Raw genomic sequence first — 26,624 nt, forward strand, 5'->3', positions numbered from 1 at the left:
TGCTCACAAGCAAATCCGCACAGGCTGCGGCACACGGATTCAGACAGCGCATCAAACCGTATGGTTACCGGCCAGATATTCCGCTGAATGGAATAAATCGACAGAGACGCAACAGCAATGGAAGAGAAAAGTGGCATGCAAAGCGACGACGCCCGCGGCGCGGGCGTCCTGCAACGCGCATTCGCGGTGATCCGCACGCTGGGAGAAAGCGAGGCGCAAGGCAGCCGCGTAACAACGCTCGCCAAGGCCGTCGGCCTCACGCCGGCAACGGTGCACCGCCTGCTGCAGGGGCTGATTGCCGAGGGCGTGGTCGAGCAGGATGAAGGCACGAAGCGCTATCGCCTGAGCGTGGACTTCTTTGCAATGGCCGCGCAGGCCGGCAATCCGAGCGGCATGCGCACGCTGTGCCGCCCCGCGTTGTTGCGCCTGTGCGCAAGCCTTGGCGACACGATCTTTCTGCTCGTGAAAAGCAGCTTCGATGCAGTGTGCCTCGACATGTGCGAAGGGCCGTTTCCGATCCGTTCGTTCACGGGCGACATCGGCGGGCGCGTCGCGCTGGGCGTGGGCCAGGGCAGCCTCGCGATTCTCGCTTTTCAGCCCGAGGCCGAGCGTGAGGAGATCATCCGGTTCAACGTGCCGCGCCTGCGCAGCTATGGCGTGCTCGACGAGGTCTATCTGCGCACGGAGATCGAGCGCGTGCGCAAGCTCGGCTACGCGGGGCGCAATACCGGCGTGCTGGAGGGCATGGCAGGCGTGGCCGTGCCCATCCTCGACCGCAACGGTTGCGCAGTGGGCGCGCTGAGCGTCGGCACGCTGGCTGCTCGCTTGACCGAGGAGCGCTTGCCGACAATCGTCGAATTGCTCAAACGTCAGGCGGAGATCATCGGCCCCCAGACCAATCCGTTCGACGTGGCGGTGCGCCGGCCCATGCACGGACTCACGCGCGCGATGACGACACAGCCATTGGCGTAAGCGGTATCCTCCTGGCTAAAGCCGCCCCGGCAGACCATCATTTCAATAAAAGCCCAACTGCCGAAGCTCGAGCACGGTTGCCATGATGCCTGGTGCCACGATGGCTTCTGGAATGACATGGTTGGTCAGATCGGCAGCCAGCGCATCGATTGCGATGCTTGTCGGGGTTATGGCCCGCTTCGTGCAGTCTTCGTGCAATGTTTCCGCGAGCTCCCAGATGGCGTTATGGCACGTCATGAAGACCACGCCTCGCGCGCGCTGCGCGGGGATGCTGTTGTCTCGCGTCGAATAAAATTGCACGAATCGCCCACGCCGATCGACTGGGCGCAAGTGCCTGGCGTGCTTACGTTTCGATAACCTTCTCCTGCCGCGGCTCGCGCAACCGCGCGAGCCGCACGCGCGCACGCACGCCGCGTCCGTTCGCGCCCGCATCCAGGCCGACTTCGCCACCGTGCGAATGCACGATCTCGCGCACGATTGCGAGGCCGAGCCCCGTGCCCTCCGTGTCCGATGCCGCCCTGAAGAACGGCTCGAACACGCGGGCACGCGCTTCGGCGGGAATGCCGGGTCCGTCGTCGAGCACCTCTAGCGTCACCGCGTCCTCGCGCGACTGCACGCCCACGGTGACGCGGCCTCCAGGCTGCGTATAGCGCAGCGCGTTATCCACGAGGTTGCTCACCATCGCGCGCAGCAGTTCGCGGTGCCCCGAAACGAGCGCCGCGCCATGCAGTTCCGCGCCGAGGTCGATGTCGCGCGCCTGAGCCAGCATCACGAGCCCCTCCACGGCCTCGTGCGCGAGTTGTGCCATATCCACGGGCACGCCAGGCCGCTGCGCGGTGTCGAACGCCTCGGCCTGCGCCAGCAACAGCAGCTTGTTTGTCAGCGCCACCATCGACCGATTGCTCTCGCGCATGGCCGCGAAAACCTCGGCAAGCGCCGGATCCAGCGTCCCCTGCGAGCACGCGTACTGCAATTGCGTGCCCAGCAGCGTAAGCGGCGTGCGCAACTGATGCGATGCATCGGCGATAAAGCGCCGTTGCGCGGCGTTCTGCGCACCGAGGCGCGCGATGCACTGGTTGATCGCATCCACCACGGGCCGCAGCTCCGCATGCAGCCCCTCGGAGCGAATCGGCACGAGGTGCATCGGATCGCGGTCGGCGACCTCGTTCTTGAGCTTCATGAGCGGACGCAGCTCGAACGTGAGGCCGATGCACGCCAGCGCCACCGCCAGCAGCACCATGCCGATCTGGCGCGCGAGCTGGGGCCGCCACAAAGCCGTCGTCATGGCGTCGCGCGAATGCTCCGTCTTGCCCACCGAAACGCGCACGCGCCAGACGCGGCCGTTGTCGTACATCGAGCGCAGCACGCTCACTGCGCGCAGCGCCTCGCCGTGCAGCGCGGCGTCGTACCAGACCGGCGCGTCGACGGCGGGCGCCGTTCCCGCAGCCGGAAAATCGGGCATGCCCGCGAGCAGCGGGCCATCTTCCACGCTGACGTGGTAGAACACCTGATCGCGCTGCGGCGACGCGAAAAGCTCGAGCGCCGCCGGCGGCACGTTCGCGCGCAGCGCGCCGTCGCTCCACTCCACCGAACCCGCAAGCATGCGAGCAGACGAAAGCAGCCTTCCGTCCTGCACGAGATCGGCGGTGTGGCGCGCCGCGCGATACTCGTAGGTGGTCGTGAAAATCACATACAGGCCGAGCGGCACCAGCATCCACCACAACAGCCGGATGCGCAGGCTACTCGTCATCGCGCGGGTTCCTCGTCATGCCTCAAGCCACTTCGTCGCGCTTGCGCAGCAAATAGCCGAGGCCGCGCAGCGTGACGATCGTGGCCGAGCTGCCTTCGAGTTTCTTGCGCAGCCGCGACACGTAGATCTCGATGGCGTCTTCGCTCGGATCGTCGGCGAGCGTGAAGATCGCGTCGGCCAGCGCGGACTTCGAGACGGTCTTGTTCAGACGCAGCATCAGCGCTTCGAGCACGGTGCGCTCGCGCGGCGTCACGTTGAGCGGCGCGCCGTCGAGCGTGAACCGCCCCGTGTTGATGTCGAAGACGAGGTCGCCGCAACTGACTTCGTTGGCGCGCGCCGGCGTCTGCCGCCGGATCAGCACCTTGACGCGCGCCACCAGTTCGCGCACTTCGAAGGGCTTGACGAGATAGTCGTCGGCGCCGCTGCCCAGCAGTTCCACCTTTTCGTCGATCGATCCGCTCGCCGTGAGCACCATCACCGGCGTGGCGTCGCCGCGCTGGCGCAGCCGCCGCAGCACGTTCTTGCCCGAAAGCTTCGGCAGGTTCAGGTCGAGCAGCACGACATCGTAGGCATTGGTGCGCAGGAGCGAATCGGCGGCATCGCCGTCCTGCACCGCATCGCAGGCAAAGCCCTGCTCCACCAGCGTCTTGACGAGCCAGTGAGCGAGCGTGGGGTTGTCTTCGATGAGCAACAGCTTCATGGGCGGGGCGTTGGATGGAAACCGTGTGCGGCGATTGTGCCGGATTGTGCCGCCCCGCGAGCATGGCCGCCTTGCGGGTTAACACGGACGTTCGTGAAGGGGTATCGAAGGCTGGCAGAAAGGTTAGCGTTTCTATAATCGGCCGCATCCATCAAAAAAGCGCGGCCCGCGAGGCCTCGCGCCATACTCAAGGAGACTCCACGATGCCCACGTTGCGCCAGATCGCCGCCGTATCGAGTGTCGCTTTCGCCCTCGCCGCCACCTCCGCCGCCGCGCACGCGGAAAAGATCACCATCATGGTGGGCGGCGCAACCAAAATCATCTACCTGCCCGCCAAGCTGACCGAGCAGCTCGGCTACTTCAAGGACGAAGGGCTCGACGTGGAAATCCAGTCGCAGCCGGCCGGCGTGGACGCCGAGAACGAGCTGCTCGCGGGCGCCGTGCAGGGCGTGGTGGGCTTCTACGACCACACCATCGATCTGCAAAGCAAGGGCAAGGAAGTCCAGACGCTGGTGATCTTCGGCCAGGTGCCGGGCGAAGTGGAGATGGTGTCGAACGCGGCGGCCGGCACGATCAAGAGCATGGCCGACGTCAAGGGCAAGACGCTCGGGGTGACGGGTCTGGGCTCGTCCACGAGCTTCCTCACGCAATACCTCGCGCAGCGCGCCGGCATTGCCTCGAACCAGTACACGCTGCTGCCCGTGGGCGCCGACGCCACCTTCATCGCCGCGATGAAGCAGAACCGCATCGACGCGGGCATGACGACCGAGCCCACCGTCTCGCGCCTCTTGCAGACCGGCGACGCCAAGGTGCTGGTGGACATGCGCACGCTCGACGGCACGCGCACCGCGCTGGGCGGCACCTACCCGGCATCGAGCTTTTATGTGCAGCGCGCCTGGGCGCAGTCGCACAAGGACGAAGCCACCAAGCTCGCGCATGCGTTCTCGCGCACGCTCAACTTCATCGCGACGCATAAGGCCGAGGAGATCGCGGAGAAAATGCCGAAGGATTACTACGGCAGTAATAAGGATCTCTATGTAAAGGCGCTGGCCGCTTCGCTGCCGATGTTCACGAAGGACGGCCGCATGCCCGCCGATGGTCCGGAGACCGTGCTCAAGGTGCTTTCCGCCTTCAACCCTTCGGTCAAGGGCAAGCATATCGATCTCGCGAAGACGTACTCGAACGATTATCTGCCGGCCGCGACCGCCACGGCGGCAAAGTAACGCCGCCACGCAAATCGACATCGACGCTGCATCAACACCCTATCGACCACGCACCATCGACGAAGCACTACCGAGGCAACGAAGCATGAGCTCCCTCCACGCGCAAGGCACGCCGGCCATCGAGCTGCGCAACGTATCGTGCCGCTTCATCTCTCCCGACGGCAAGGCGACGCTCGCCCTGCGCGATTTCAGCATGGCGGTCGCCCGTGGGGAGTTCGTTGCCATCGTCGGTCCCACGGGCTGCGGCAAGTCCACCACGCTCAGCATGATCACGGGCCTGCTCAAGCCCACCACGGGCGAAGTGCGCGTGATGGGCGCGCCCGTGAACGGCATCGATCCGCGCATCGGCTTCGTGTTTCAGGCCGACGCCGTGTTTCCGTGGCGCTCGGTGCTCGACAACGTGGCCGCCGGCCCGCTGTTTCGCGGCCGCTCGAAATCGGCGGCCTACGACGAGGCGAACGAATGGCTGCGCCGCGTCGGCCTCGACAAGTTCGGCAAGCACTATCCGCATCAGCTTTCCGGCGGCATGCGCAAGCGCGTCGCGCTCGCGCAGACCTTCATCAACAAGCCCGAAATCCTGCTGATGGACGAGCCGTTCTCGGCGCTCGACATGCAAACGCGCACGCTGATGCAGGACGAACTGCTGCAACTGTGGGGCGGCACGGGCTCGGTGGTGTTCGTCACGCATGACCTCGAAGAAGCGATTGCGCTGGCCGACCGCGTGTTCGTGCTCACGGCGCGGCCCGCGACGCTCAAGAAGGTGTACGAGATCGACTTGCCGCGCCCGCGCATCACCTCGGAAATCCGCTACGCACCGCACTTCGTCGAGCTGTCGCGCGATATCTGGCACGACCTGCGCGAAGAAGTGCAGATCGGCTAACCCGGTCGAATTGGCCAAAACATCAAGCAAGCTGGAGCGCTCGCTCATGTCCACCCCGCAACAAACCTTGCCGCAAGGCATCGACGCGGCCTCGCTCGACGCCGTCGAGCGCGCCGCGCAGCGCCGCATCCGCCAGCGCCATGCGCTCGTGATCGGCCTGCGCATTCTGGTGCTCGTCGTCGTGCTCGGCGGCTGGGAACTGGCCGCGCGTCATAAATGGATCGACCCGTTCTTCTTCTCGATGCCCTCGCTGATCTTCGAGCAAATCGTCGACTGGTTCGTGAACGGCACCTCGCAAGGCCCGCTGCTCACCCAGGTCTGGGTCACGCTCGAGGAAACCGGGCTCGGCTTCATCATCGGCTCGATCGGCGGCGTGTTCTGCGGCATCGTGCTGGGCCGCAACAAGCTGCTCTCCGACGTCTTCAGCCTCTACATCAAGATCGCCAACTCGATTCCGCGCGTGGTGCTGGGCTCGGTGTTCGTGATCGCGCTGGGACTCGGCATGGCGTCGAAGGTGGCGCTCGCCGTGGTGATGGTGTTCTTCGTGGTATTCGCCAATGCGTTCCAGGGCGTGCGCGAAGCGGACCGCTACATGATCGCCAATGCGCAGATCCTCGGCGCATCGCGCCGCCAGGTGACCACGTCGGTGGTGATCCCCTCGGCGCTTTCGTGGATTCTCGCGAGCCTGCACGTGAGCTTCGGCTTCGCGCTGGTGGGCGCCGTGGTGGGCGAATTCCTGGGCTCCAGGCAAGGCATCGGTCTGCTGATCTCGACCGCGCAAGGCGCGTTCAACGCGAGCGGCGTGTTCGCGGCGATGATCGTGCTCGCGGTAGTCGCGCTGATGGCCGACTACCTGCTCACCGCCGTGGAGCATCGTCTGCTCAAATGGCGGCCCACCTCCACGAACTGATTCTGATCGTCTCCTGTCAAGGCTGTCCGGGCGCGAGAGGCTGATATCCTCCGGCCTGTCATTCGCGGCGCACCTTTGTGCGCCGCTTTTTTTACCACTCCGCTACCCCCGAAAACCCCGCGCTACTTGGGCTGCTCGACCGTGCGCAGATACGGCTTGAGCGTCTTGAAGCCCTGCGGGTACTTCTGTTTGGCCGCATCGTCCGACACCGAAGTCGGGATGATCACGTCTTCGCCCGGCTTCCAGTTTACAGGCGTGGCCACCGTGTGCTTGGCAGTTAGTTGCAATGAATCGAGCAAACGCAGCACTTCATCGAAATTGCGGCCCGAGCTCATCGGATATACGAGCATGGCCTTCACCTTCTTGTCCGGCCCGATGATGAACACCGAGCGCACCGTGGCATTGTCGACCGCCGTGCGCGGCGCGCCGCCGCTCGCGTTCGGATGAATCATGTCGTAGAGCTTGGCGACGTTGAGGTCCGCATCGCCGATCAGCGGATAGTTGACCGCGTTGCCCTGCGTCTCCTCGATGTCCTTGACCCATTTCTGGTGGTCGCTCACCGGATCCACGCTCAGGCCGATGATGCGCGTATTGCGCTTGTCGAATTCGGGTTTGAGCCGGGCCATGTAGCCGAGCTCGGTCGTGCAGACGGGCGTGAAATCCTTCGGATGGGAGAACAGAATGGCCCAATGATCGCCAATCCATTCGTGAAAACGAATCGGTCCTTCGGTCGTTTCCGCAGTGAAATCGGGTGCATCTTCTCCTAGACGAATGGTCATCTCGAGCCTCCATGGGTGGTTGCACTACAGCGCCTCGCGGTCGTGCAAGGCGTGTTCTCGACTCTTGATTTTAGGAAGTCCAGCGGACGGTTTTGCGATTTGTTGAAGTGGCGTTCGGCGATATGGGGCGCGACCAAGGCGTGGCGGGATTGGGACCGGGTGCAGTTTGATTTCAGCCTGGTGTCAGTCCTGGTTTGCATACCACCCGCAGCCAGGCGACGCTATTCCCGTAGACTGCGCGCGCGGCACGTCTATTGCTCCAACGAGCTTGAGCCAGGCATGATATTGTGGAATCCCGGAGTCGTAGCGCGCATGTGCCCGTCAATCGAACTCTGTCACCTTCGCGAGCGTCGCCATGAGTGATGTACGCCACCATCTGAGCCCACGCGACCGCGTGGAGCTGCTCTGCTGGCTCACCTGCGGGAGCCTCGGAGCCTACTACCTCAACGAAACCTGGCCCAACGCGGCTTTTCACGTGCAGGCAGCGCACAAGTGGCTCGACCGCCACGCGCGTGAAGCCGACTGGCTCGCGATCGCGCGGCTGACCGCGATCGCCCAGGAAATCGCCAGACAGCACGCATGGTTCGTCGACGCCACCTGGGCGCGCGACGCCGTCGAGGAAATTCTCGACACCGACGACCTCAACTATCAGGCCAAGCTCGTCATGCAGGTACTGAAGGACTGCGAGCTCGCGCTCGCAGACCGCAGTTCCCCCGACTGACTCGCCACCCCCGCGCGTCAGGACTGCGGCGCGGGATGTTGCGGAGCCTGGCTCGCACCCGCCTGTGCCGGCGGCGTCCACCCGTAGCCGAGCGCCTTGTAGAGGTTCACGACCTCCGCGAGCCGCTGATCCTGCAACTGCGATTGCTGGATTTGCGCTGCGAACAGGCTGCGCTCGGCATCGAGCACTTCCAGATAGCTCGTGTAGCCGCCCTCGTAGAGATCGCGTGAAAGCGATGCGTACTGCGCAAGCGCGTCCACCTCGCGCGTGGTGGCCTCGAGCTGATCGTGCGCACGCGCGGCGCCCACCAATGAGTTCTCGACATCCGCGAAGGCCTGCTGAATCGTCTGCTCGTAGTTCAGCAGCGCTTCCTGGTGCGCGGCCTCGGCCGAATGCACGGAGCCCGCGATCGCGCCTCCCTGGAAGATCGGCTGCGAAACCGCGCCCGCGAACGACCATACCCGCGCAGGCCCGGTCCAGAGACCGGATAACGCCGTGCTGGCCGCGCCGAACATGCCCGTGAGCGAGATCTCCGGGAAGTACTGCGCGCGAGCGGCGCCAATCTGCGCATTGGCCGCGATGAGCGTCTGCTCGGCTTGCTGAATATCGGGGCGGCGCTCCAGCAGCGACGACGGCAACCCCGCCGGTATCGCCGGCACGGCAAGCTGCGAGATGGATTTGCCGCGCGGAATCGGCCCCGGATTCTGGCCGAGCAGCAAGGAAATCGCGTCCTCCTGCTGCGCGATCTGCTTCTGGATCGAATAGACCGATGCCTGCGCGGATTCGTATTCGGAGCGCGCCTGGCTCAGTTGCAGCTTCGAGACCACGCCGCCCCCGAAGCGCTCCTCGAACAGCTTGACCGAGTCGTCGCGGCTCTTGAGCGTCTCCTGCGCAATCACCAGTTGATTGTCGTAGTCGCGCAGTTGCAGATAGGCCGTCGCGACATTGGCGATCAGCGCAATGCGGGTCGCCTGTTGCGCCGATTGGGTGGCGAGATACTCGGCGCGCGCGGCTTCGGTCAGACGGCGCAGGCGCCCGAACAAGTCGAGCTCCCACGACGCCACGCCCTGAAGCTGCACCTGATTGCCGACCAGCGGCGGATAGCCGGGCGCGGGCACGCCACGGCTGCGCGAGCCGCCGAAATTCACGCTCACTTGCGGGAACAGTCCGGAGCGCGCGACGACATAGCGGCCGTAATACTCTTCGACGCGTGCCGCCGCAATGCCGAGATCCTTGTTCTGCGCCAGCGCCTTCGTGACCAGATCGTCGAGGACGGGGTCGTTGAACTGCTTCCACCAGTCGAGCGACGTATCGACCACTTCCGCATCGGACGATGCGAACCGGTAGGTGGACGGCGTGTCCACCGTGGGCCGATGGTAGTCGGGGCCCACTGCGCAGGCCGCGAGCCAGAGCGTGCTCGCGGCGATGAAGATCGGTTTCAATGCAGGCTTCAACGCGAATTTCAAGGCAGGCTTCAATGCGGGTTTCGCCGCGCGCATGATTTTCGGGCTCATGTTCAACCCTCCTGCGCGGGCGGCGCCGCCGGCGGCGGCAAGTCCGGTTCGGCTGTGGGTTTTTTGCGCGACGAGAGCGTTTCGAGACCCCAGAAGAACATCGGAATGAAGAACAGCGCAATCAGCGTGGCGCCGAGCATGCCGAACACCACGCCGGTGCCGAGCGAGCGGCGGCTTGCCGCCGACGCCCCGCTGGCGATGGCGAGCGGCACGCAGCCGAGAATGAACGCCAGCGAGGTCATGATGATCGGCCGCAGACGCAGCTTCGCGGCGTGCAGGGCCGCCTCGTACGGCGACATGCCCTCCTTCTCGCGCATTTCCACGGCGAACTCGAAGATCAGAATAGCGTTCTTTGCCGCGAGCGCGATCAGCACCGTGAGGCCGATCTGGAAGTACACGTCGTCTTCCATGCCGCGGATCAGAATGCCCACGAGCGCGCCGAACACCGCGAACGGCACCGCCAGCAGCACGCCGACCGGCAGCGACCACTTCTCGTACTGCGCGGCGAGAATCAGGAACACCATCAGCAGCGCGAAGCCGAACACGAGCCCCGCCGTCGAGCCGGCGGTCTTTTCCTCGTAGGCCTGGCCGCTCCACGCGAAGCTGTAGCCGTCGCCCAGCACCTCGTTCGCAATCTCCTCCATCGCCGCGATCGCTTCACCCGAGCTATGGCCGGGCGCGGCGTCGCCCGTGATCTTGGCGGCCGGGAAGTTGTTGAAGCGGTTGACGATGTCCGCGCCGTTCACGAACTTGTAGGTCGTGACGGCCTTGATCGGCACCATGTCTCCGGAGCGGTTACGCACGTAGAGCTGCTGGATGTCCTGCGGACGCAGGCGGTATTGCGGCTCGGCCTGAACGATCACCTGGAAGAGGCGGCTGCCCTTCGGGAACTGGCTCACGTACGACGATCCGAACATCGTCTGCAATGCGTCATAGACGTCCTGCACCGCCACGCCCTGCGATTCGGCGCGCTCGCGGTCCACTTCCACGAGCAATTGCCGCGAGTTCGTGTCGATGGTCGAGTTGACGCTGCGCAGCGCCGGATTCTGGCGCGCCTTCGCAATCACCTGGCGCACCTTCTCTTCGAGCTGCTGATAGCTGCCGTCGCCAGTGGTCTGCACCCAGAACTCGAATCCCCCCGTCGTGCCGAGGCCGGGGATCGAAGGCGGATTGACCGGTATCACCACACCGTCCTTGAAACTCGCGAACGCGCGACTGGCCGCGGTGATGAGGTCGCTGGCCGAGCCGTTCTTGCCGCGATCATGGAAGTCCTTGAGCGTGACGAACAGCGTGCCGGCGTTGGCCTTGTATTGCCCGTCGATCAGGCTGTAGCCGATCGGCGCGGCCACGGCCTTCACCGCTGGCTGCTTCATGAACCAGTCTTCGGCGCGCTTCGAAACGTCTCCGGTACGGTCGAGACTCGCGGCATCCGGCGTGATGACCGCGCCGAACAGATAGCCCTGGTCCTCGACCGGCACGAACGACGTCGGGATCTTCTTGAAGAGCAGACCGGTGGCGGCGCACATCACGGCAATCAGCAAGATCGAGAGCGTGACGCGGCGAATGGCCGACTGCACCGACTTGCCATAGCCTTCGGTCAGCCGCTCGAAGCGCTCGTTGAACCACGTGAAGAAACGGTTCTTCTTGTGTTCGCCCGGCTTGAGCAGAATGGCGGCCAGCGCCGGCGAGAGCGTAAGCGCGACGATGCCCGAAAGCACCACCGAGACCGCGATGGTCACGGCGAACTGCTTGTAGAGCTGACCCGTGATGCCCGAGAGGAACGCAACCGGGATGAACACGGCAAGCAGCACGAGCACGATCGCCACCACCGGGCCGCTCACCTCGTCCATGGCGCGCTTGGCCGCCTCCTTCGGCGGCAGCTTGAACTCGGTCATGTTGCGCTCGACGTTCTCGATCACGACGATGGCGTCGTCCACCACAATGCCGATCGCGAGCACCATGCCGAATAGCGTGAGCATGTTCACCGAGAAGCCGAACGCCAGCATGCCGATGAACGCGCCCACGATCGACACCGGCACCGCCAGCAGCGGCACCAGCGTGGCGCGGAAGCTTTGCAGGAACATGAAGACCACCAGGATCACGAGGATCACCGCATCGCGCAGCGTCTTCACCACCTCGTCGATCGACTCGTGCACGAACGTCGTCGTGTCGAGCGCGATTTCATACTTGAGGCCGGCCGGGAAGCTCTTGCTCAACTGCTCGAGCGTGGCGCGCACCTGCTTCGAAACCTGCAGCGCGTTGGCGCCCGGCTGCTGGTAGACCGCGAGCAGCGTGGCCGTCTTGCCGTTGTAGCGGCCGCGCATCGAGTAGTCCTTCGAACCCAGTTCGGTATGGCCGATGTCCTTGATGCGCACGATAGCCGCATCGCCCGACTTGGCGCGCAGGATGATGTTGTCGAACTGGGAGGGGTCGGTGAGACGGCTCCCAGTCGATACCGGGAAAGTCTGCAGCACCGGGTCGCCGGTTGGCGACTGGCCGAGACGGCCGGCCGAGAATTGCTGATTCTGCGCGCTAACCGCGCTCTTCACGTCGCCCACGGTAATGCCGAGCTTGGCCATGCGGTCCGGCTTGACCCAGACGCGCATCGCATAATCGGCGGAGCCGAGGATCGCCGACTGGTTCGCGCCCGGCAAACGCTTGATGGCGTCGAGCACATACACATTCGCGTAGTTCGCGACGTACTGCTGGTCGAACGTGTTATCCGGCGAATAAACGGCAATCACCATCATGAACGCCGACGAGCGCTTCTGCACCGAAACGCCCTGCTGCGTGACCGCCTCGGGCAGCGTGGGCAACGCAAGGTTCACCCGGTTCTGCACGTCCACCTGGGCGAGCGAGGGGTCGGTGCCGATGTTGAAGAACACGGTAAGCGTCATGTTGCCCGTCGAGGAACTCGACGAGTTCATGTACATCATGTTGTCCGCGCCGTTCACCTGCTGCTCGATGGGCGCGGCAACGTTCTGCGCGATGATGTCGGCGCTCGCGCCCGGATAGGTCGCTGTCACCGTGATCTGCGGCGGCGCGATGTCGGGAAACTGCGCGACCGGCAGGTTGAACATGGCCACGAGGCCAGCGAGGACGATGATGATCGACAGGACCGACGAAAAAATCGGCCGGTCGATGAAGAAGTGCGAGAACTTCATCGCTCAACCTCCCGCTGCGGGCGAGAGCGTTACGTCCACGCGGCGGGACTTGTCGGCCGGGTCCGTCGCGACGACCTTCGCAGGCTTGCGCATCTCGATGCGCGCGTCCTGCACGCCCGCAACGATCAGCGCCGTGCGCACGGTCGAGGCGCGCGCATGGGCGAGGCGCTCGTTGCTCGCGTAGGAGCCGCTCGAATCGGCGTAGCCCGAAATCACCACATGCGCCTCGGGCGATGCGGCAAGACGCTGTGCGACCGCGGCGAGCGCCGTGGCCGATTGGGCGTCGAGGCTCGCGCTGCCCGGCGCGAAATAAAGCTGCGCCAGCCCGGTTGCGTTCGCATTGGCGGCGGACGCCTTCGTCTGGCCTGCCGCGCCGGCGCCTGCCTTCGCGTTGGCCGCCTGTGCCGCCGTCGCCGCCTTCGCGTTGGCATTCGTGCCGCCGGCACTGCCCGCACCCGCCATACCGGTGTTGCCCGCGCCCGAACCGCCCGCGGCACTGGCAGCGTTGGCGGCGTTCGCGCCATTGGCATCGGCCGCGCCAACCGGCTGCCCGCCGATCTTCACCTCGTCCGACGGCATGGGTACCACCGTTTCCTTCACGGGTGCGCCCGGCATCAGCTTGAGCGTGTTGTCGATTACGACATGGTCACCCGCGTGCAGCCCCGAACTGATGACCCAGTCGTTACCGTTCCATTCACCGGTTTCCACCGCGCGCTGCTGCGCCTTGCCATCCTTATCCACGGTCCACACGTATGCGCCGCGCGGCCCCTGCTGCACGGCCACCTGCGGCACCGCCACCGCGTTCGCCCGATCGGCGCCCAGCAGCTTGATACGCACGAACTGCCCCGGCCGCAAGCTGCCGGTCGGATTCTTCACTTCGGCGCGAATCATGTACGTGCCCGTCTCTTCGCTCAGGGAAGCGTCGGCGAACTTGATGCGGCCGCGCTCGGGATACACGCTGCCGTCGGCGAGGACGATCACCGCCTCCAGTTCGCCGATCTGCGGCAGCTTGAGCGCGCCGCTCTTCACCTGCGAACGCAGGCTCAGCATCTCGTTTTCGGAAAGCGAGAAGTTGATCCACATGGGATCGAGTTTCGCAACGTAGGTGAGCAGACTATTAGTGGCGTCGATATAGGAGCCGTCCTGCTTCTTCGCAAAACTCGACAGCCCGGTGACGGGCGCCGTGATCGTGGTGTAGCCGAGATTCAGCTTTGCGCTCGTGACATTGGCGCGCGCCTGTTCGAGCGCCGCCGCGGCAGCCCGTTCCTGGCCCACGGAATCGTCGAGGTCCTTCTGGCTCAGCGCATTCTTGGCCGCGAGCGGGCGTACACGCGCCAGATTGGCCTGCGCCGTGTCGAGCCGCGCCTTTTGCCGCGCATATTCGGCGTTCGCAGCATCGAGCGCGGCCTGGAAGGGCTTGCGGTCCATCTGGAACATTACGTCGCCCTGATGAACCAGCGAACCTTCTTCGTAGATGCGCTTTTCAAGAAAGCCGTTGACGCGGGAGCGTATCTCGACTTGCTGCGAGCTCTCGGTCTGCCCCACGTAATCGAATACCACTGGCACGTCGCGCATCGCGACGTTGATTACGTCCACATTCGCAGGCGGCCGCGCCGACGCCTCAGGCGTCTTGTCGTGACATGCAGCGACCCCCAATGCCATTCCCACGGACAGGCACAGCCGTGCCACCCTGATTCCGCTCGTCATGCTTTTTCTCCGTTTTCGACGATCAGCGCTGGACCGACGAACACCGGACGAATCCCGTCATGCCGGATATGCCGAATATGCTGCGCCGCCAGAAAGCCCGGAGCGAAATCTTACTGTGTTTCTCTTTTTGGCTGCGTCGAGATTGTCTGCAAACGACAGGTGTTTGCCGGCAATCAAAACTGTCTACGAATTGCGAAATAATTGAGCGAAATGTTACGCAAACAGCAACAAATCAAGAAAAGTCGGAATGCCAACCTTTACAGCGGCCGAGGCAGCGCCCAGGCGGCCCCGTCCGCCTGACTGACGCCTTCGAGCCGCTGGCGTGCTCAGTCGAGCGGCCGGCCCGCCGGTTCGCGGATCAGCGGCAAGGCCAGCAGCGAAACGAGTCCGCATCCGATCAGATACCAGGCTGGCGCGAGCGGGTTATCGAGCAGCTTGATGAGCCAGGTCGCGAAGAACTGCGCGAAGCCGCCGAAGATCGACACGCCCACGCAATAAACGATGGACATGCCCGTCACGCGGATCGACTGCGGAAACAGCTCCGGCAGCATGACGATGTTGGGCACCGCGGTGAACGCGACGAGCGCGCCCAGCACGGCGACGACGGCGAGCACCGTCGGCACCGTGGGCATGGCGTGAATCACCATGAAGGCCGGATAGATCACCGCGACCAGCAGCACGCGCGAATAGCCGAACACCCGCTTGCGGCCAAAGCGGTCGGACAGGATGCCGGCGAACGGCGAGCACGCGGCCGTCACGAGCGCGGCCACGAGCGCCGCGCTCATGCCCACCGACATCGGCAGGCCGAGGATCTTGATCGCATAGGTGGACATGTAGAACAGCACGATATAGTTCGCCGCCGTGCCGCCGATGGTCGTCACGACGCCCGCGACGAGCGCCGCACGATGCTTCGAGAAGATCTCGAGCAGCGGGCGCGCAGTCTCGGTCACGGGCGCGGTCATGTCCACGGGTTCGGCGTGCTCGAGGGTTTCGTCGAGATGGCGGCGGATATAGACGCCCACCGGCACGATCAGCATGCCGATCACGAACGGCACGCGCCAGCCCCAGCTCTGCAGCGCCTCGGGCGAGAGCGCCGAGGAAAGCGCCACGCCAAGCAGCGCGCCGCACACCACGTTGAGCCCCTGGCTCACGAACTGCCAGCTGCCGTAGAAGCCGCGCGTGCGGTCGTCGGCGTATTCGAGCAGCATCGTGGTCGAGGCGCCCACCTCGCCGCCCACCGCGAAGCCCTGCACGAGCCGCGCGAGCACGATCAGCGCGGGCGCGGCGAGACCGATCTGCGCGTAGGTGGGCGCGAACGCGATCATCGCCGAGCCGAGCGCCATGAGCCAGAGCGTGAGCGTCATGGCCGCCTTGCGGCCCACGCGGTCGGCGAATGCGCCGATCAGCACGCCGCCGAGCGGCCGCACGATGAAGCCCACGCCGAAGCTGCCCACGGCCAGCAGCAATTGGTTCAGCGAACCGTGCACCGGAAAGAACAGCGTGCCGATGGTGGTCGCAAAAAAGCTGTAGACCGTGAAGTCGAAAAACTCCAGGCCGTTACCGAGCGTGATCGCGGCGATGGCCTTCGCGCGCGAGGCGCGCGTGTGCCCGTGCGCGTCGGCGTTCGCCTGCGAATTCAGCGAAGTGGCGTTCATCGTGGGTCTCCTCATGTCTTTGTATCTTGATCAGAAGCGTTGATCGAATGCGCTGTAGTGCACTTTGGACGATGGTCAGGCTCAGGCGCGCAAGAAGCGCTCGGCGAGCTTCACCCAGTACGTGGCGCCGGTTGCGAGACAGTCGTCGTTGAAATCGTAGCCGGGGTTATGGACCATGCAGCCGCCTTCGCCGTCGCCATTGCCGATGATCAAATAGCTGCCCGCGCAGTGCTCGAGCAGGAACGAAAAGTCCTCGCTGCCCGTGAGCGGCGGGAGATCGTCGATCAAGCCCGCCTCGCCCAGCCATTCGCGCGCGACGTCTTGCGCGAATGCCGTCATGTCCGCGTCGTTCACGAGCACCGGGTAGCGGCGCTGGTAATCGATGCGAGCGGTGGCGCCATAGGCGCTCGCCTGCGCGTGCACGAGCGTCGTGATGCGCTCTTCGAGCAGGTCGCGCACCTCGGGGCGCAGCGCGCGCACCGAGAGCCGCATCTGCGCGGTCTGTGGAATCACATTGGGCGCCTCGCCCGCGTGAATCGCGCCCACCGTGACGATCGCCATGTCGAGCGGCGGCACATTGCGCGAAATGATGGTTTGCAGCGCGAGCACCACGTTCGCGCACACCACCACGGGGTCGATGGCCTTGTGCGGCACGGCGCCGTGGCCGCCGCGCCCGTCGATGTCGATGATCACCGTGTCCGAGGACGCCATGAACGGCCCCGGTCGGAAGCCGAGCTTGCCCGTGGGAAAGCCCGGCATGTTGTGCATGGCAAAAACCGCATCGCAGGGGAAGTGCTCGAACAGACCTTCGTCGAGCATCCGCTTCGCGCCGCCGAGCCCTTCTTCGGCGGGCTGGAAAATGAGATGCAGCGTGCCGTCGAACGAACGCGACTGCGCGAGATGCTTCGCCGCCGCGAGCAGCGTGGCCGTGTGGCCGTCGTGGCCGCACGCGTGCATCTTGCCGGGCACACGGCTCTCGTAATCGAGCCCGGTGTTTTCCTGGATGGGCAGCGCGTCCATGTCGGCGCGCAGGCCAAGGCGCTTCGTGCCCGTCCCTACTTTCAGCGTGCCCACGACGCCGGTGCCGCCCAGCCCGCGGTGCACCTCGTAGCCCCATTCGGCGAGCCGCCCGGCCACGAGGTCGCTCGTGACGAACTCCTCGAAACCGAGCTCCGGATGCGCGTGGATCGCGTGGCGCAACGCGATCATTTCTGCTTCGATTTCCGCGATAGCCGGGGGGATCGCCATGGTGTTCATCCGTCGTCTCCTGTGTTCAAAGCATGGATTGCGTGACGTCTCAGGATAAACACGCCGTTTTCCCCCGGACAGTCCTAGAATGGTTAGCCTGCCAACCGCAGGTTCTCACTCGGGTTTCCACTTATGAAGTTCCACCAGTTCAGGGCGCTCGTCGCCATGGCCGACGCCGGCAGCATCCGCGCGGCGGCGCGCGCGCTGGGCATCTCGCCCGCAGCCGCCACCAAGGCCGTGCGGGAGCTGGAAGCCGAGCAGCAGATCGCGCTCGTGACGCGTAATGCGAATGGCATCGCCTTCACCGAGGCCGGCCAGGCGCTGCTCGTGCATGCGCGGGCCATCGTGCGCCAGATGTCGCGCGCCCAGGACGAACTCGACGCGCGGCGCGGGCGCGGCAGCGGCAAGCTCTCGATCGGCGTAACGCCGTGGCTCGCGCTCTCGTTCCTGCCCGACGCCGTGACGCTGTTTCGCGCGCGCATGCCGGGGATGCAACTGGAGTTTTATGAGGGACTGCTCAATATCGTCATGCCGCGGCTGCGCGACGGCACGCTCGACTTCTCGCTCGGCAAGCCAGGCCCGGCTTCGCTGCACGCCGAATTCACGCAGACGCCTATCTTCGCCACCGAATCCGCCGTGGTCGTGCGCAAGGGCCATCCGCTCGAGCACGCGCAGTCGCTCGAGGAACTACAGGACTGCGAATGGCTGCTCAACTGGGATCCGGCGAGCAAGGAGATGATCACCGACGATATTTTCCGCCGCCACGGCCTGCCGCTGCCGCGCACGGTGCATCTCGCCCATTCTTTCGTGGTGGCCATGGGACTCATCATGAACACCGACATGGCAAGCATCTTCCCGTGGCCGCTCGTTGAGACGCGCTTCGCGCGCGAGAACCTGCGCGCGCTCTCGCTCCAGGAGGAAGTGGACCGCACCGTGGTGAGCGTGGTCGCGCGACGCGGCGTGCCGCTCTCCGCCGCCGCCGAATGCTTTCTCGCCTGCCTCAAGGAGGCGATCCACGCGGGCGAGGCGTCCCAGGATCCGGAACGGCGCCGGCTTTATCACTCGCTAGAGCTACTGATTTGAGGCGCGTGGGCGGGCTTGCCGGCGTGCGTCGATCGAACCGCTCCGATCCCCCGTCACTCGTCCACGCTACAATGCGGCTGCCGTTCCACTGCCCCCATCGACATGCAGAATTCTAATCGGGCTTTCCTGCTCGGTCCGTTGCTCAAAGGCGTTTCCCGCTCGTTCTACCTCACCATGCGCGTGCTGCCCGCCGGGATGCGCGACCCGGTGGGCGAGGCCTATCTGCTCGCGCGCGCCGCCGACACCATCGCCGACACCTCGCTGATTCCGCCGCCCCAGCGTCTCGCGCTGCTGCTTGCGCTGCGCGAGCGCATCAACGGCACGGCTTGCAGTGCGGCGCACGACGATGCCCTGCAGCGCATCGCCGGCGAAGTCGCGGGCCAGCAAACGCAATCGGACGAGAAGTTGCTGCTCGAATCGCTCGACGGCGCGCTCGACGTGCTGGCGCAACTCGAGCAGGCCGACCGCACGGCCGTGCGCGAGATCGTCACGACGCTCACCGAGGGCATGGAGTTCGATCTGAACACCTTCCCCGACGAGCGCTCAGGCAAGGTCGCCGCGCTCGGCACGTGGGACGCGCTCGACCGCTACACGTATCTGGTGGCGGGCTGCGTGGGCGAATTCTGGACGAAGATGACCTATATGCATCTGCCCGGCACGCTCGACCCCGCGCTGCGCGAAACGATGCACCAGCGCGGCGTGCGCTTCGGCAAGGCGCTGCAAATGGTCAACGTGCTGCGCGATTGCGGCAAGGACCTGCGCATCGGCCGCTGCTACCTGCCCGCGACCATGCTCGCGCAGGCTGGCCTCACGCCCGAGGACCTGCTCCATCCCGGCACCTCGGCGCGCGCCCGGCCGCTGATGTTCGGGCTCGTGCGCATCACGCTCGATCACTTCCGCGCCGCCATCGACTACACGTTCGCCTTGCCGCGCCTGTCCGTGCGCCTGCGGCTCGCGTGCCTGTGGCCAATCCTCATCGGCCTCGAGACGCTGGAGCGGCTGGTCGGCAACGACGACTGGCTCGATCCCGCGCGCCCATCCAAAGTCACGCGCAACGATGTCTATCGCATTCTTGCGTGCTCGACGCTCGCAGCACCTTCCAATGCGCTGCTCGACCGATGGTTCAAGCGCCTGCTCGCACGTATCGAGGCACGCATGGCCGCAATCGAGAAGGCGTAAAAAAAACGGCGCGTGCCGTTAAAAGCACGCGCCGGACATGCACTGCGAACCGCTCAGCCCTTCTCGCCGCGATACAGCTTGATAATGGCCGAGAAGTCGAGCTTGCCGTCGCCGCGGCTGCTCATCGCCTGGTATAGCTGCTGTGCGAGCGCGCCCATATAAGCGGGCTGGTGGACGGTCTTCGCGGCATCGGTCGCGAGGCCCATGTCCTTGAGCATCAGATCCGTGCCGAAGCCTCCCGTGTAGCCGCGCGACGAAGGCGCCGTCTCGATCACGCCCGGGAACGGGTTATACGTGTCCGAGCTCCAGCAGCGCCCCGTCGACGTATTCATGATGCCGCCCAGCACCTTCGCGTCGATGCCGAGCGCCTCGCCAAGCGCCATCGCTTCCGCCACGCCCGCCATCGTCACGCCGAGCACGAGGTTGTTGCAGATCTTCGCCACCTGCCCCGTGCCGGTCTCGCCGCAATGGACGATGTTCTTGCCCATTCCGGAAAGCACGGGCTTCACGCTTTCATAGAGCGCGGCACTGCCGCCCACCATGAACGTAAGCGTGCCCGCCGCCGCGCCGCCCGTGCCGCCCGACACCGGCGCATCCACGAATGCGTTGCCGTTGTTCGCGGCGAGCGCGCCGAACGCCTTCGCGCTCGCCGGGTCAATGGTGCTCGAATCGATGATCGTCACGCCCTTAGCGATGCCCGCCAGCACGCCGTCCTCGGCGGTCAGCACGGTGCGCACGTGCGCCGCTGCGGGCAGCATCGTGACGACCCACTCCGCGCCCGCGGCGGCCGCCTTGGGCGACGCGGCTTTCGTTGCGCCCGCGTCGGCGAGCGTTTGCATCGCCTCGGCGCTCAGATCGAACACGGTAAGCGCGTGCCCTGCCTTGAGCAGATTGAGCGCCATGGGCGCCCCCATGTGGCCCAGCCCGACGAAACCGATTTTCATGAGCGATTCTCCCTTGATGGTTAATCAGGCAACTGCGGCGCTTCAGTGCAGGTTGATCGTCGTGTTCACGCCGGTGTTGAGGGTGGCGTCGTCGAACCAGCGCGCCGTCACGGTCTTGGTCTGCGTATAGAACTGCACGACCTGCTTGCCGTACGGACCGAGATCGCCGAGCTTCGAGCCGCGCGAGCCCGTGAAGCTGAAATACGGCACCGGCACCGGAATCGGAATATTGATGCCCACCTGACCAATGTCGATTTCACTCTGGAACTTGCGCGCCGCCGCGCCGCTTTGCGTAAAGAGCCCCACGCCATTGCCGAACGGATTCGCATTGACGATGGCGATGGCCTCGTCGAGCGTATTCGCAGTCAGCACCACGAGTACCGGCCCGAAGATCTCGTTCGTATAGATGTCCATATCGGTTTTCACATTGGTGAACACCGTCGGGCCAACGAAATTGCCATTCTCATAGCCGGGCACCTTCACGTCGCGGCCATCGAGCGCGAGCGTGGCGCCCTGCTTCACGCCCGATTCGATCAGGCCCAGAATGCGGGCCTTCGCGGCACGCGAGACGACCGGGCCGACGTCGGTCTTCGGTTCGTTGCCGGCATTGACCTTCAGCGTCTTCGCCTTTTCGACGAGTTCGGGCACCCACTGCTGGGCCTCGCCCACGAGCACGACCACTGAAGTGGCCATGCAGCGCTGGCCCGCTGCGCCGAATGCCGCGCCCGCGAGCGCGTTGAGCGCCTGCTCGCGGTTGGCGTCGGGCAGCACGACCGCGTGATTCTTCGCGCCCATCATCGACTGCACACGCTTGCCATGCTCGCTGCCCAGCCGATAGACATGCGTGCCCACCGCCGTCGAGCCCACAAACGAAATCGCCTTGACGAGCGGATGCGTGCAGATCGCGTCGACGACTTCCTTGCCGCCGTGCACCACATTGAGCACGCCCTCGGGAACGCCCGCCTGCACGGCCAGTTCGACGAGCTGCATCGTGGAGAGCGGATCCTGCTCGGACGGCTTGAGCACGAACGTGTTGCCGCAGACGATCGCCATCGGGAACATCCATAGCGGAATCATCGCGGGAAAATTGAACGGTGTGATGCCCGCGCATACGCCTAGCGGCTGCTGCAGCGTGTACGTATCGACGCCGCCGGCGACGTTCTCAGCGAACGCACCTTGTTGCAGCGTGCCGATCGAGCACGCGTGCTCGACCACTTCGAGGCCGCGGAAAATGTCGCCCTCGGCATCGGGCAGCGTCTTGCCCTGCTCCGCCGTGAGCGTCTGCGCAATGCGCGACATGTTCTCGCGAATCAGCGCCTGCAGCTTGAGCATGATGCGCAGGCGCGTACCGATCGGCGTGTTCTTCCATGTCGCGAACGCGGCATGCGCGCTCTTGACAGCCCTGTCGACTTCCTCGACGGTCACGAACGGGACGCGCGCCAGCACTTGCTGGGTGGCCGGATTGACGATATCGCGCCATTCGGTGGTTTTCGATTCGACGAACTCGCCGCCGATCAACAGCTTGACGGTCGAGACTTGAGCGTTGGAGGCCTGGGTGACTGCGTTCATCTTGAACTCTCTCTGTAAAGTCTGAACGGGCCGGCGTGAGCCGGATAGACAGGATTACGATCTAATTTCGGGGTGCTTCAGGCATGGCGTGAGCGCATCGGAGTGCGCAAACGAAGGCGTCGTGGCGGCGTGCTGATCGGCATCGCGTGTCTCCATCTTTATTTCATTGTAGGCGGGCGCTTATGAAGCGGTCTCCAACCGAGTATAGTTATTCGAATATCCACGTTGTAGAGACGAAAAAACCCATCCGATATGCAAAAAAGCACAATGAGGCCGATGGAGACGCTGAACTGGGACGATTTACGCTATTTCCTGGAAGTAGCGCGCACGCAGCGCGCCAGCGGCGCGGCCAGGCGCCTCGGCGTCGACCACACCACGGTCGCGCGCCGCGTGCGCGAACTGGAGGCGGCGCTGGGCACGGTGCTGTTCGACAAATCGCGCTCGGGCGGCTTCGTGCTCACGGCCGAAGGCCAGCGCCTGCTGGCCTATGCGGACACCATCGAAAGCACGGTCCAGTCGGCGAGCGAGCAATTCGCGCTCGGCGCGCAATCGCTTTCCGGCCATGTGCGGGTGGGGTCGACCGAAGGATTCGGCTGCTTCTTTCTTGCTCCCCAACTGGCCCGCTTCACCGGCAAGCACCCCGACATGTCGATCGATCTGCTACCGGTGCCGCATTTCGTGAGCCTCTCGAAGCGAGAAGCCGATCTGGCGATCATGCTCGAGCGCCCCGAACGCGGCCAATACGTCTATACGAAGCTATGCGACTACCGCCTGCGTTTATATGGGACATCTGACTATATCGAGCAGCATGCTCCCATCCGGACGGCGGCCGACCTGCGCCATCACGCGTTCATCAGCTATGTCGCGGATCTCGCGTTTAGCCACGAGCTGCTCTACCTCGAACGCACGGCGCCGAACGTCACGGCGAGCCTGTGCAGCACGAGCGTGATCGCGCAATATCATGCCGCGCTGCAAGGCAGCGCGCTCGCCATCTTGCCCTGCTTCATGGCCGAGCCCGACCCGCGGCTCGTGGCGATCCTGCCGGACGAAATCGTCGTGACACGGCGTTTCTGGCTATGCAGCCGGGAAGATTTGCGCAAGCTGCGGCGCATCACGTCTCTTTGGGATTATTTGCGTGCGGCTGCGGATGCGAACCAGGCGCTGCTAATGGGCGAGTCGTCAGAGATGCACTACATCGAGCCCTGACTGCACCAATGACATGAAGAAAAAGCCGTACATGCAATCCGGTTCACGGACTGCATGTACGGCTTCCGCAGTAAAAACCAAAATTGGTGAACCCGAATGCATCCGGAACGGACCGACTCCGTTCCGGATGCCATTCAGTCACGGTCCAACTATCAGGTCCCGACCGGACGGATCGTCAGCGCGTTCTTAACCGACGTCACGCCAGCAACCCCCTTCGCCACTTCCGTGGCGTGGTCGATCTGCGCCTGCTCCGGCACGGTGCCTTGCAGGACGATGGCGCCGTCCTTGGCGCGCACGGTGATGTTGGCCACGCTGATGTTCTTGTCCTTGGCGAGTGCGCCACGCACCTTGCGCGACAGCGCGCGGTTAGCGGCCTTTGCCTTCTTGAGTTCGGCCTTCGACTGCTTCACCTGGGCCTGGGCGGCGTCGGTCGGTGCAGCTGTCGGCGCGGCGGCTGCCGGAGCGGCGGCCGGTGCGCTTGCGGCGGTCTGCGCATACACGTGGAGCGAAGCGGCGACCAGCATCGTGCCGGCTGCCAGTTTGAACGCCTGAATAGCCTTCATGCGGTTTCTCCTGTTGTCACAGTTTTTTGATGGCCCTCGATGGACCGGTGCACTACATACCATTCACTGCCGGTTAAACAGCCGCTGCCAATGCGGCTGACTCCCCATTGATTCCCGGTCGAGTCCGCCACGAAGAGCGCATTGGGAAGTAACGATACTCCATTTACGTCAGACCTGACGCGAAACCTGCAATTGCCAGCCGCTATTGCCACTCAATGCTGCCACCATTGCAAATGCTATTGAACGGCATTTACGGCTAACGCTTCCCTTTCATGAATGACCGATACCGCTAATTCCATGTATGCGGCATTGCAGGTCCTTATTGACCAGCAACGCATACCGATAGCGTGCCGTTGACAGGCCCGGACACAGGTTTTACCCGCATTTACTCATAAAAAAATAGCATGCGTTAATTGACGAGCTGCGTTTTCACCCAGCGATAGAACTGCTGGATCGCCGCCTCGCGCGGATGACCCTCGCGCCACGTGAAGTAATAGTCCAGCGACGCGGGAATGCGCACCTGCCCCAGTTGCACCAGCTCGCCGCGATCGATGAAGCCGCGCGCGAGTTGCAGGCGCGCTGTGGCGGCGCCTTGCCCGGCCACCGTGGCCTGCAGCAGAAGACCGGCATCGTCGAATACCGGTCCGCGTTCGGGCTCGTCGCCCCCCACGCCTGCCGCTTCGAAGAAGTCGCGCCACGAGCGGCGCGAGAAGCGCAGCAACGGCATGGCGGCGAGGTCTTCGATACGAAACGCCGGGTAGCGCGCGAGCAACGCGGGACTGCAGACGGCCACCACCTGATCGTCCAGCAGCTTGCGGAACTGGAAACCCGGCTCGTCCACGCGCCGATGCCAGATGCCGATATCGAACGGATAAGGATCGGGCGGCGTGACGTCGGCGTGCATGCGCAACGAGAGATCGACGTTCGGATGGCGGTCGTAGAAGTCGCCCAAACGCGGTATCAGCCAGACCGAAGCAAAATCGGACATCACGCTCAATTCGAGCCGCGTGACGCCGCTCACGCCCGGACGCGTGGCGTCGAGCGCCTCGCGCAGTTCTTCGAGACTGCGCCTCACACGATCGGCAAGCTGCGCGCCGGCCGCCGTGGGAATCATGCGGCTGCCCACGCGGCGAAACAGCTCGACGCCCAACTCGGCTTCAAGCGCGCGCAGATGATGACTCACGGCGCTATGCGTCAAATGCAATTCTTCGGCCGCACGGCTGAAACTGCGCCGCCGCGCCGCTGCTTCGAGCGCGCGCAGGGCCTGCAAGGGTGGGAGCGGTCGGGACATGACGTCAAATTCTACTCACAATCGCGTCTGAAATCTCTCGCTGGCATCGGAACCGGCTTCTCGCCAATAATCGTGAGCCAGTTATTCCATTCGCTTTCAGGTCTCGTACGCACCATGACCGCACTCAGATTGCGCGTATTCGCCGTTTTCGCACTCGGCTATTTCATTTCGTATCTTTTTCGCGGCGTCAATCTGGGATTTGCCCCATTCCTGACGCATGAAATGGGCCTCACCGCCACCGATCTGGGCACGCTTACGAGCCTCTACTTCCTCGGCTTCGCAGGCGCGCAAATCCCCGCCGGCGTGCTGCTCGATCACTTCGGCCCGCGCCGCGTCACCGCGTGCGTGATGCTGGTGGCCGCCGCCGGCGCGCTCGTGTTCGGGCTGTCGCACAGCATGGGCGCGATGATGGCCGGGCGTCTGATGGTTGGCGTGGGCGTCTCGGTTTGCCTTGGCGGCGCATTCAAGGCCACCGCCCAGCACTTCCCGGTCGCCCAGCTCACGCTCGTCAACGGCCTCGTGATGGCGGTGGGCGGCCTCGGCGGCGTAGCGGTCGGCGCACCGCTCTCCTGGCTGCTGACGATCGCGCCGTGGCGCAGCGTGAGCGTCGGGCTCGCCGTGCTCACGGCGGCAGTCGCGGCCATTATCTGGATCGGCGGTCCGCATACGCGCGACACCCATCATCAAGCGAGTGTGCTCGATCAATTCAAGGGCACCGCCCACATTCTGCGCAGCCATGCGTTCTGGAAGACCGCGACGTTCTCTGCTTTCACGCAGATCGTGTTCTACGCGATGCAGTCGCTGTGGGTGGGCGCCTTCCTGCGCGACATGGCGCCCGCCGGCACCGCCGATGCGGCCTCGCGCGCGGCGTCGCTCATTTCCGTGCTCGGCGGCGCGTTCATCGTCGGCAACATCGGGTTCGGTGCGCTCGCACGCACCTTCGAGCATTATGGCGTGAGCGTCGCGCGCTTTTCCGGCGTGACCATGACGCTCTTCGTACTCGTCCAGACGCTGCTCGCAGCCCGCGTGCCGCTGCCCGCTGCGTTTCTATGGGCCGCGTATGGCGCATTGGGCGGCACCGGGATACTTACTTACGCCGTGCTCGCCGAACACTTTCCGCCGCGCCTGATTGGCCGTGTCAACACCACTTTCACGCTCGTCATCTTCATCGGAATTTTTTTCGCGCAGATCGCGATCGGCGCAGCGCTCAGCCGCTGGAGCGCCGTGGACGGCCGCTATCCGGTCGTCGCCCATCAAGCCGTCTGGGCCAGCCTGATCGGGCTGCAGGTGCTCGCCGGCGTATGGTACTTCCTGCCGAACCGGCGCGCCGGCGCCGCACACCCCGTCATGGAATCGTGAGTTCGAACGCATCGGCCATGCCTCGAGTCCTTCGGCATCCAAACTAATTTCCCGCGGCGCGAAATCGGTGCCCGTAATCGGTTCGATCACGTGCCAGCGGTTCCGCTTGCCCCCAGCCCCCTCCTTCCCCACCCCTCGCATATATTCGTGCGTCGAGTACAATGCTGCCCCGCCGGCCTCGGGTAGATGCGCGCCGTCCGGACTTCG

The 26,624-nt window shown here is 64.6% G+C and carries 22 protein-coding genes; 9 read left to right on the forward strand and 13 right to left on the reverse strand.

What is annotated here, in order from left to right:
• Positions 1-135: 135 nt before the first annotated feature.
• On the forward strand, positions 136-972 hold the full coding sequence (locus P5W98_RS16225; RefSeq protein ID WP_421073360.1) for an IclR family transcriptional regulator: 837 nt from the start codon (positions 136-138) through the stop codon (positions 970-972).
• Positions 973-1,014: 42 nt separating this feature from the next.
• Here the strand turns inward: P5W98_RS16225 and P5W98_RS16230 are convergent, their stop codons facing one another.
• The 3 genes from P5W98_RS16230 to P5W98_RS16240 all read right to left on the reverse strand — a co-directional run bounded on the left by P5W98_RS16230 (position 1,015) and on the right by P5W98_RS16240 (position 3,422).
• Positions 1,015-1,209: a hypothetical protein gene (locus P5W98_RS16230; protein WP_421026978.1), complete on the reverse strand. Its 195-nt coding sequence runs from the start codon at positions 1,207-1,209 to the stop codon at positions 1,015-1,017.
• A gap of 106 nt (positions 1,210-1,315) precedes the next feature.
• Entirely contained in the window at positions 1,316-2,722 is a 1,407-nt protein-coding gene (locus P5W98_RS16235) for a sensor histidine kinase (RefSeq protein WP_421026977.1), read from the reverse strand.
• A gap of 22 nt (positions 2,723-2,744) precedes the next feature.
• Positions 2,745-3,422, reverse strand: coding sequence for a response regulator (locus P5W98_RS16240; protein ID WP_421026976.1), 678 nt, complete (start codon positions 3,420-3,422; stop codon positions 2,745-2,747).
• Positions 3,423-3,625: 203 nt separating this feature from the next.
• Between P5W98_RS16240 and P5W98_RS16245 the strand changes: the two genes are divergently transcribed.
• From P5W98_RS16245 to P5W98_RS16255, 3 genes are all read left to right on the forward strand, one after another.
• A complete protein-coding gene (locus tag P5W98_RS16245; RefSeq protein ID WP_421026975.1) occupies positions 3,626-4,645 on the forward strand; it encodes an ABC transporter substrate-binding protein in 1,020 nt (339 codons plus the stop codon).
• 85 nt (positions 4,646-4,730) lie between these two features.
• Entirely contained in the window at positions 4,731-5,525 is a 795-nt protein-coding gene (locus P5W98_RS16250; RefSeq protein ID WP_421026974.1) for an ABC transporter ATP-binding protein, read from the forward strand.
• A 46-nt stretch (positions 5,526-5,571) separates the two neighbouring features.
• Complete coding sequence (locus P5W98_RS16255) at positions 5,572-6,435, forward strand: ABC transporter permease (RefSeq protein ID WP_421026973.1); 864 nt, start codon at positions 5,572-5,574, stop codon at positions 6,433-6,435.
• 122 nt (positions 6,436-6,557) lie between these two features.
• On the opposite strand, the gene P5W98_RS16260 is transcribed toward P5W98_RS16255, so the two are convergent.
• On the reverse strand, positions 6,558-7,214 hold the full coding sequence (locus P5W98_RS16260; protein ID WP_421026972.1) for a peroxiredoxin: 657 nt from the start codon (positions 7,212-7,214) through the stop codon (positions 6,558-6,560).
• A 355-nt stretch (positions 7,215-7,569) separates the two neighbouring features.
• Between P5W98_RS16260 and P5W98_RS16265 the strand changes: the two genes are divergently transcribed.
• Positions 7,570-7,935 (forward strand): hypothetical protein, encoded by a 366-nt coding sequence (locus tag P5W98_RS16265; protein WP_175196501.1) that lies wholly within the window; start codon positions 7,570-7,572, stop codon positions 7,933-7,935.
• Positions 7,936-7,952: 17 nt separating this feature from the next.
• Here P5W98_RS16265 and P5W98_RS16270 read toward each other — a convergent pair whose 3' ends face one another.
• The 5 genes from P5W98_RS16270 to P5W98_RS16290 form a co-directional block, all read right to left on the reverse strand.
• Positions 7,953-9,449 (reverse strand): efflux transporter outer membrane subunit, encoded by a 1,497-nt coding sequence (locus P5W98_RS16270; RefSeq protein WP_421026971.1) that lies wholly within the window; start codon positions 9,447-9,449, stop codon positions 7,953-7,955.
• Between the two features lie 2 nt (positions 9,450-9,451).
• Positions 9,452-12,613, reverse strand: a complete 3,162-nt coding sequence (locus P5W98_RS16275) for an efflux RND transporter permease subunit (RefSeq protein ID WP_421026970.1) — start codon at positions 12,611-12,613, stop codon at positions 9,452-9,454.
• 3 nt (positions 12,614-12,616) lie between these two features.
• On the reverse strand, positions 12,617-14,320 hold the full coding sequence (locus P5W98_RS16280) for an efflux RND transporter periplasmic adaptor subunit (protein WP_421026969.1): 1,704 nt from the start codon (positions 14,318-14,320) through the stop codon (positions 12,617-12,619).
• A 326-nt stretch (positions 14,321-14,646) separates the two neighbouring features.
• The gene (locus P5W98_RS16285) at positions 14,647-15,975 is read right to left on the reverse strand and encodes an MFS transporter (protein ID WP_421026968.1); all 1,329 of its coding nucleotides are present in this window, start codon (positions 15,973-15,975) and stop codon (positions 14,647-14,649) included.
• Between the two features lie 81 nt (positions 15,976-16,056).
• Positions 16,057-17,232, reverse strand: a complete 1,176-nt coding sequence (locus P5W98_RS16290; protein WP_421026967.1) for a M20 aminoacylase family protein — start codon at positions 17,230-17,232, stop codon at positions 16,057-16,059.
• A 123-nt stretch (positions 17,233-17,355) separates the two neighbouring features.
• Here P5W98_RS16290 and P5W98_RS16295 point away from each other — a divergent pair, with 123 nt between their 5' ends.
• Both P5W98_RS16295 and P5W98_RS16300 read left to right on the forward strand, forming a co-directional pair.
• On the forward strand, positions 17,356-18,306 hold the full coding sequence (locus tag P5W98_RS16295) for a LysR substrate-binding domain-containing protein (protein WP_421026966.1): 951 nt from the start codon (positions 17,356-17,358) through the stop codon (positions 18,304-18,306).
• Between the two features lie 102 nt (positions 18,307-18,408).
• Entirely contained in the window at positions 18,409-19,485 is a 1,077-nt protein-coding gene (locus tag P5W98_RS16300) for a phytoene/squalene synthase family protein (RefSeq protein WP_421026965.1), read from the forward strand.
• Between the two features lie 53 nt (positions 19,486-19,538).
• Here P5W98_RS16300 and mmsB read toward each other — a convergent pair whose 3' ends face one another.
• Positions 19,539-20,429, reverse strand: coding sequence for a 3-hydroxyisobutyrate dehydrogenase (mmsB, locus tag P5W98_RS16305; RefSeq protein ID WP_421026964.1), 891 nt, complete (start codon positions 20,427-20,429; stop codon positions 19,539-19,541).
• Between the two features lie 42 nt (positions 20,430-20,471).
• Positions 20,472-21,998, reverse strand: coding sequence for a CoA-acylating methylmalonate-semialdehyde dehydrogenase (locus P5W98_RS16310; protein WP_421026963.1), 1,527 nt, complete (start codon positions 21,996-21,998; stop codon positions 20,472-20,474).
• Between the two features lie 252 nt (positions 21,999-22,250).
• On the opposite strand from P5W98_RS16310, the gene P5W98_RS16315 reads away from it, so the two are divergent.
• Positions 22,251-23,204, forward strand: a complete 954-nt coding sequence (locus tag P5W98_RS16315) for a LysR family transcriptional regulator (protein WP_421026962.1) — start codon at positions 22,251-22,253, stop codon at positions 23,202-23,204.
• 152 nt (positions 23,205-23,356) lie between these two features.
• Here the strand turns inward: P5W98_RS16315 and P5W98_RS16320 are convergent, their stop codons facing one another.
• Complete coding sequence (locus P5W98_RS16320; protein WP_421026961.1) at positions 23,357-23,767, reverse strand: BON domain-containing protein; 411 nt, start codon at positions 23,765-23,767, stop codon at positions 23,357-23,359.
• Positions 23,768-24,176: 409 nt separating this feature from the next.
• Complete coding sequence (locus P5W98_RS16325; protein ID WP_421026960.1) at positions 24,177-25,058, reverse strand: LysR substrate-binding domain-containing protein; 882 nt, start codon at positions 25,056-25,058, stop codon at positions 24,177-24,179.
• A 114-nt stretch (positions 25,059-25,172) separates the two neighbouring features.
• On the opposite strand from P5W98_RS16325, the gene P5W98_RS16330 reads away from it, so the two are divergent.
• The gene (locus tag P5W98_RS16330; RefSeq protein ID WP_421026959.1) at positions 25,173-26,417 is read left to right on the forward strand and encodes an MFS transporter; all 1,245 of its coding nucleotides are present in this window, start codon (positions 25,173-25,175) and stop codon (positions 26,415-26,417) included.
• Positions 26,418-26,624: the final 207 nt, after the last annotated feature.

Source organism: Paraburkholderia sp. A1BS-2L (genome assembly GCF_051125205.1).
Taxonomy (GTDB): domain Bacteria; phylum Pseudomonadota; class Gammaproteobacteria; order Burkholderiales; family Burkholderiaceae; genus Paraburkholderia.